Consider the following 975-nt stretch of genomic DNA (forward strand, 5'->3'; position numbering starts at 1 on the left):
AGCCGAAACCGCTCGTCCCACCAGTTCTCCCGCGGATAGAGCCACACCGGCATGCCCACCAACCCGGCCGGCTCCCACTCATACCGAGGCCACACGTGCGCATGCAGAAACCCGTCCGTGTTCCCCAGGATCTCCAGGTTCACCCGCCGGAACGCCGGATCGAGCTCGCGGCAGCCGCGCTCCACCGCCTCGCCGAGAAGATCCATGTCGGCCAGAAAGGCCGACCGCCGGGACGCCGGGAGCTCCGAAAGCCGCTCCACACCCGGCTCGTCGACCAGCAACACGGAGTAGCCGGGCAGGAACTGCACATCACCGATCGCGGCGAACCCCGCCGCAAGGCGCCGCATCACCGTCGGGTTCTCGCCCCGCAGCGCGGCACCCACCCGATCCCGGCGCCAGTCGCCCGTCACCTCGTCCACCCCTCTCCACGACCATCAAGATCATCGCTCCACCGCCCGGTCCGCGTCCACCTCCGGCGCCCGTCGCTCGATCGGGGGGAGTTGCCGCGACAGCCCTTTCCACCACGGAACGTTCACGCAAGGGTGCTGTGCGTGATCGATGACATGGAAACCGATGACATGGAAATCTCAGCGACGCCCGCGACCTCACGACTGCGGACCCCCGAGGAACACCAGCTGCCCGCCTACCTCGTCGAGCGGATCTACCACGCCGCCCGCCTCGCCGGCCTCCCCCTCGCGATCGAGACCGGCGACGCGGGCGTCTACCTCGAACGCGAGGGCCCGCTGGCAGGCCCCACCGACCACGTCGTGGTCAGCTGGCACGTCCCGGACCACCTCTTCCTCACCGCGATGGACCAGCCACTCCAGGCCCCGGCCCCCACCTTCCTCAACGCCGTCTACCAGGCCACCGACCACGTGCTCACCACCCTCCTCGACAACAGCGGGCTCGAGACCCGCCACCACCCCCGCACCGGCGCCCTCACCGTCCTCGGCATCACCGGCCCACCTCCCACCC

Annotated in this window: 2 protein-coding genes; one reads left to right on the top strand and one right to left on the bottom strand. The window is 70.1% G+C overall.

Annotated features, from left to right (window positions below; genetic code table 11):
• A partial coding sequence (locus tag FNX44_RS27145) for an HIT family protein (protein WP_143651606.1) occupies positions 1-410 on the bottom strand: 410 nt, incomplete at its 3' end.
• A gap of 168 nt (positions 411-578) precedes the next feature.
• Between FNX44_RS27145 and FNX44_RS27150 the strand changes: the two genes are divergently transcribed.
• Positions 579-975: hypothetical protein (locus tag FNX44_RS27150; RefSeq protein WP_143651605.1), on the top strand; the 397-nt coding region annotated here is incomplete at its 3' end.

Origin of the sequence: Streptomyces alkaliterrae (assembly GCF_007097205.2) — a bacterium.
Classification (GTDB): domain Bacteria; phylum Actinomycetota; class Actinomycetes; order Streptomycetales; family Streptomycetaceae; genus Streptomyces; species Streptomyces alkaliterrae.